Origin of the sequence: Albidovulum sp., assembly GCF_049646345.1 — a bacterium.
Lineage (GTDB): Bacteria > Pseudomonadota > Alphaproteobacteria > Rhodobacterales > Rhodobacteraceae > Albidovulum.
Map to the genome: position 1 here is coordinate 1 of NZ_JBARVQ010000678.1, position 3499 is coordinate 3499.

Here is a 3499-nt window from a genome sequence, read left to right on the forward strand (position 1 = left end):
GGGGGAATCCTGAATCTCGAAAACCGCAACACGCTCTAAGCGTGACTCAGAATGGTCAGATCGTCGACGTGACCCGCTGACGAGTCTGGGAAGTATTCCAGGCGGTTGTCTCTGCGGACCGCCCACACAGGGTGGGGTCGAAACATGCAAGGGCGACCGGGTCAGTAATCCGCCAGCCGGTTGCTGGCATGGCTGACGGTGCCGTCCGTATCGGTCATGGTCACATCCACCCCCCGCGTTGCTGATGGAATAGAAAGGGTCAGTTCGGGGTTTTCCGATAGCGAGATGGAGCCGGTCACCTCAGCATAGCTCTTGCCGTCAAGATCGATCTCCACAGTCTCCACATAGCGCATCGGGATGAAGAGAAGCGTGATCTGATCCATCTGCATGCCCGAATGACTGGGATGCGAGATGCCGAGCGCGAGATCCATCTCGCCCCCCGTCAGCCCCGCAAGCGGATCGGCGGCCGTCGCGTTGCCGATGCCGATCACCATTTCGCCCAGGGTCTCCATGGCCAGTTCCGGATCGGTGCCGGGCGGTGCCGCGCAGGCGCCCTGGCCCGAGGTCTTGACGAAGCCGTCGGTGACGAAAAGCTGCGCGTCGGCGGTTTCTGCAATGACATGGATCGGGGTCGGTCCGTTGATGCGCAACGTGGCATCGAATCGGAAGCGGGGCAGGGGATCGGTCAGCCGGATCACCGCCGAGACCGGCATCGGGTTTTCGTCAAGCACCAGCGTGACAGAGGCGATCCTGAGGCCCGTCGGGGCGGCGACAGTGACACCGATCACCGTCCGCGCGTCGGTTTCGGTGCGGTAAGGCGCGTCGAGGGCGACGACGCCCGCACCGGGATGCAGCATGCGGTCCTCATAGAGCATTGCCCTGATATCTGGCCAACTGCCTTCATCGGCCAGTACCGATGTGGCGAGGGTTAAAAACAGGGCTGTCAGAAATAGGCGCATGGATTTCGTCCTGTATGTAAGGTGGGTTTAAACCCACCTTACCTTTCGTTTCACTGGCCGAACCCTGCGACCAGCGCATCCAGCCCCGCCTGATAGACACCGGTTATCGCACCTGTCGCGGCTTCATCCGTCACGCCCTCGGCCATTGCGCGTTTGAAGCTGCCCTGCCAGTCGATCCGCGCACCGTTCCCAGCGGCGCTGACCGCAATCGTGGCGGAATAGGCGTCGACCGGCAGCACTTCGGGCGCCACTTCGGTGATGATATAGGAATAGGACATCGCCGCGCCGTCATAGGCGGTCAGCTCCTCGGCAATCGTGGGCCCGCCTTCCTTCATCAGCGTCAGCAACCGCGTGGCGCCGGAATCGTTTCCGCCATCGCCATCGGTTGAAAACACCGCCGGATGCCAGCCCAGATCCTGAAAGTCGCCGATCAGAGCCCAGATTTCGGCCGGGGCGGCGGCGACCTCGACCGAAAGCGGCACCGACAGCTCTGCGCGGTCATCGGCCTGAACGAGGGAAGGGGCTACAGCAAGGGCAGTGACGGCCAGAATACGTGCGACGTTCATGGTTCACCTCATGGATTGAAATAGTGGGTCTTCAGGATGTAATTCATGCCGCGCTGCCAGCTTTCGTCGGTATTGCTGCGGATATCGACCGACTTGCCACGGATCATCTGCCCGGACGCGGTGTCGCGCAGGACAAGGTTCATCGACAGGATCAGGTTGGAGACCTTCTGAACCTCGCCGACCAGCACATAATCTGCGTCAAGCCGTACGCCGAACCGCACATCGCAGCCCGCGCAATCGGCCGGGTTGAGGGTATTGGCAAGATCCTCTGCCACAGGGTCGAGCGGGACAAGGTCGAAGCCTTCATCGGCAAAACGGGCGCGGACCTGATCTTCGAGCATCACGCGGCGCTGCATCTCATCAGGGCGCACGCCGTTATAGGCACCCTCGGTCGAGCTGTCGATGAAACCCAGTCCGAGGAAGGCAACCGTCGCCCCCGGCCGCAGTTTTTCGCCAAACTCCGCCGCTGCCGCAAAGGGCGCGGCCAGTGCAAGCCACGAAAGGACAAGGGCAGCCTTCATGGCCCAAGTCTAGGGGCGGGGCAGGGTGGTGCAATGCGCCTTAAGTCGCGGTTTCGCGGTGCCGGGTGAGGGGGCATCCTTTCTGCAAAAGAGTCGCTGGAAAATTGGGAGGTTATCCGAACAATGCCGACTCTCCTGAGATTTGCCGGGGCGGTAGCCGCGATCCTGGCCATGGCGGGTGCCGCCATGGGGCTGGAAGTGCGCGCCGCCGTTTTGCGTGTGGACCCCGATCTGCCGCTGCCGATCTCGCGCCTCGACATTCCGCCGGACGACCTTGGGTTCGCCGGGGCGGTTCTTGCGACCGAGGACAACCAGACAACGGGCAATTTCCTTGGCATGGAATTCACGACCGTGACCCGTGCCGTGCCGCCGGAAGATGCGGCATCGGCGGTGGAGGAGCTGCGGCGCGACGGTATCGGTATCATCGTGGTGCTGGCTGAAGGCGTGGAAGTGACGGCGCTTGCCGATCTGGCGGGCGAGGGGGCGTTTGTTCTGAATGCAGGTGCCCGCGATGAGGCGGTGCGCGAGGAAGCGTGCCGCGCCAACCTTTTGCATGTCGCCCCCAGCCGGGCGATGCTGGCCGATGCGGTGATCCAGTTCCTGATCTGGAAGCAGTGGCGGCGTCTGGTGCTGATCCATGGCTCCCACCCAAAGGACCACGCGCTGGCCGATGCCTACCGGCAGGCCGCGCGCAAGTTCGGGGCCGAGATTGTCGGGGAACGCGAATATATCGACCGGGGCGGCGCCCGGCGTACCGATACCGGCCATGTGCTGGTTCAGCGCGAAATGCCGGTCTTCATGCAGGACCTGCCCGAGCATGACGTGGTGATCGCCGCCGATGAGGCCGATGTCTTCGCCGCCTATCTGCCCTATCACCAATGGCTGCCCCATCCGGTCGCGGGTTCCGCCGGATTGATCCCGGTCACCTGGCACGCCGCGCATGAGGCCTGGGGCGCGACCCAGTTTCAGCGCCGGTTCGAAAAGCTGACCGGCCGGACCATGCGGGAAGAGGATTATCAGGTCTGGCTGGCGCTGCGTGTCGTGGGCGAGGCGGTCTCGCGCACCAACAGTGCCGACCCGGTCGCCTTGCGCGATTACGCGATGTCGGACGCGTTCGAACTGGCCGCCTTCAAGGGTCAGAAGCTGACTTTCCGCCCGTGGAACGGTCAGTTGCGCCAGCCGGTCCTCCTGACCGACCGCCATATCACCGTGGCCGTCTCGCCGCAGGAGGGCTTTCTGCATCAGGTCTCGCCGCTCGACACTCTGGGCCCCGACCAGCCCGAAACCCGCTGCACCGCTTTCGGAGGATGAATATGCGCTGGCTGCCCCTTGCCCTTGCCTGCCTGACGGCAACACCCGCTTTGGCCAACAAGGTCTTCGTTTCCAACGAACGCGGCAACTCCGTCACCGTCATCGACAGCGCGACATGGGAGGTGATCACCGAGTTCCCCGC

4 protein-coding genes are annotated in these 3499 nt (G+C 63.4%); 1 reads left to right on the plus strand and 3 read right to left on the minus strand.

The window, feature by feature from the left end; genetic code table 11:
* Positions 1-161: 161 nt before the first annotated feature.
* Genes WBB85_RS17715 through WBB85_RS17725 form a run of 3 tightly spaced genes read right to left on the minus strand, consistent with a single transcriptional unit; the run spans position 162 to position 2046 of the window.
* Positions 162-959, minus strand: a complete 798-nt coding sequence (locus WBB85_RS17715) for a quinoprotein dehydrogenase-associated SoxYZ-like carrier (RefSeq protein ID WP_432639918.1) — start codon at positions 957-959, stop codon at positions 162-164.
* 50 nt (positions 960-1009) lie between these two features.
* A complete protein-coding gene (locus tag WBB85_RS17720; RefSeq protein ID WP_432639919.1) occupies positions 1010-1525 on the minus strand; it encodes an SRPBCC family protein in 516 nt (171 codons plus the stop codon).
* Positions 1526-1533: 8 nt separating this feature from the next.
* A complete protein-coding gene (locus WBB85_RS17725) occupies positions 1534-2046 on the minus strand; it encodes a DUF3280 domain-containing protein (RefSeq protein ID WP_432639920.1) in 513 nt (170 codons plus the stop codon).
* Positions 2047-2169: 123 nt separating this feature from the next.
* On the opposite strand from WBB85_RS17725, the gene WBB85_RS17730 reads away from it, so the two are divergent.
* A complete protein-coding gene (locus tag WBB85_RS17730; protein WP_432639921.1) occupies positions 2170-3357 on the plus strand; it encodes an ABC transporter substrate-binding protein in 1188 nt (395 codons plus the stop codon).
* Positions 3358-3499 lie beyond the last annotated feature (142 nt).